Annotated in this window: 2 protein-coding genes; one reads left to right on the top strand and one right to left on the bottom strand. The window is 73.4% G+C overall.

Annotation, left to right across the window (positions count from 1 at the left end; genetic code table 11):
- A partial coding sequence (locus KMS84_RS38465; protein ID WP_256921200.1) for a type IV secretory system conjugative DNA transfer family protein occupies window positions 1–1,055 on the top strand: 1,055 nt, incomplete at its 5' end.
- An 85-nt stretch (window positions 1,056–1,140) separates the two neighbouring features.
- Here the strand turns inward: KMS84_RS38465 and KMS84_RS38460 are convergent.
- The gene (locus KMS84_RS38460) at window positions 1,141–1,683 is read right to left on the bottom strand and encodes a GNAT family N-acetyltransferase (RefSeq protein ID WP_256921199.1); all 543 of its coding nucleotides are present in this window, start codon (window positions 1,681–1,683) and stop codon (window positions 1,141–1,143) included.
- Between the last annotated feature and the right edge of the window lie 132 nt (window positions 1,684–1,815).

The following is a 1,815-nucleotide window of genomic DNA, read 5'->3' as shown; positions in this document are numbered from 1 at the left end:
GGGCCGCCGTCTCCGTCCCGGTGACGGCGGCCCCCACGCCGGCGCCGGTGCCCGTAGCCGCGTCGGCCGACCGGCAGGCCTCGGCGTCGCCGGGCGGTGAACGCCTGGCAGGCTGGGAGGCGGGCCGCCCGGAGACCTCCGTGCACTTCGCTCCGGCGGACGTCCGCCACGCCACCGCCGCCCAGGCCGTGCGCGACGCGGAAGGCCCCGCCCTCGTCCTCACCTCGAACCCCGCGCTCTGGCTGGACACCAAGGACGCCCGGGCCAAACTGGGCCCGGTCCACCTCTACGACCCCGCCCATCGCTGCGACACTCCCGCCCGCCTCCACTGGTCCCCCGTCACGGGCTGCGGGGACAAGGCCACCGCGCTGGCCAGGGCGACCGCGCTCCTGGCCCCGGTCCGCCCCACCGCCCGCCTGGACCAGGCGGTCGCCGAGACGGCCGAGACGCTCCTGCGCAGCTACCTCCACGCGGCGGCCATCGACGGACGCACCGTCCGTCACGTCCACCGCTGGTCCCAGGGCGCCGGAATCCAGGAAGCGGTCCGCGCGCTGCGCACCAACCCCAAGGCGGCACCCGGCGCGGCCGGCGAACTCGAAGCCGCCCTCACCGCGCATCCCGAACGCCGGGACATCGCACAGGAACTGACGTCCCGTGCCCTCTCCGCCCTGTCCACGATCAACATCCGTGAGGCATGCACTCCCAACCGAAGTGATGCCCTCGCCTTGGATTCCTTCGTGGACGAAGGGGGAACGCTTTATGTGGTCGGCGAATCCCTCGAGGACCCCAGGACGAGCCCCGGCGCGATGCCTCTCCTCACGGCCCTCGTCTCCAGCGTGGTCGAGCGCGGCCGGCGCATGGCCGAACGGTCATCCTCCGGTCGCCTCGACCCACCACTGACCCTGGTCCTCGACGACGTCGCGGCCGTGGCCCCGCTCCCCCAGCTCCCGGACCTGCTGTCCACCGGGCACGACCGCGGGCTGCCCACCCTGGCCCTGCTCCGCTCCCGCGAACAGGCCAAGGCCCGCTGGCCGCACCACGAACTCCCGGTGTGACCGGGCGAGGAGCGACCCGGTACGGCATCGCAGGAGACCCGATGGGACGAGGCAGGCGACGCCATGCGCGTCCGACCGCCGTCCCTCAGGCCCGGCCGGTCCGCCCGACCGCCATCTCGATCTCCCGCTGCTCCTCGAAGGCCACTCCGGTCGGCGAAAAGCCCAGCCGCCGGTAGCAGGCGAGCGCCCGCCCGTTGTCCTCGTGCACCACGAGCCGCACGCGCTCGGCGCCCCACGACCAGGCCCAGTCCAGCGCCGTGCCGAACAGCGCCTCGATGGCCCCGGTCCCTCGATGCCCGGCCCGCACGAACACCCCTACGATGCCCCCTTGCAGCCGCTCGACGGCCTCCCCGGCCCAGTCGACGCTGCCCGCCGCCTCGACCAGCACGGTGACGGTGCCGGCCCACTCCCCGTCGGGCGTCTCGGCGACGAACTGCCGGGCCCCGGTGGCGGCTTCGGCCCCGCCGGCGGTCCGCTCCCGCCAGAAGTCGTCCGTCCGGGCGGCCGCTTCGTCGTACGTCTCGTAGAAGGCCAGGTTCGCGACCGGATCGCGCAGGGCCACCAGCCTCAGAGCCTTCACCGCCGCCCACTCGTCCGCCCGAACGGCTCGCACCACATACGTGTACATGCAAATCACCGTAGCGCCCGAGCCCTCGCCGGGCCCACCGCTTTTCCTTCGGAAGCCGGAAACGCAGAAAACCCCCGCACCAACGGTGCGGGGGTTTCCCATAAAATTTGTTCGGCGGTGTCCTACTCTCCC

Source organism: Streptomyces hilarionis, from assembly GCF_024539675.1.
Taxonomy (GTDB): domain Bacteria; phylum Actinomycetota; class Actinomycetes; order Streptomycetales; family Streptomycetaceae; genus Streptomyces; species Streptomyces hilarionis.
This window is presented reverse-complemented; position numbering and strand designations above follow the sequence as displayed.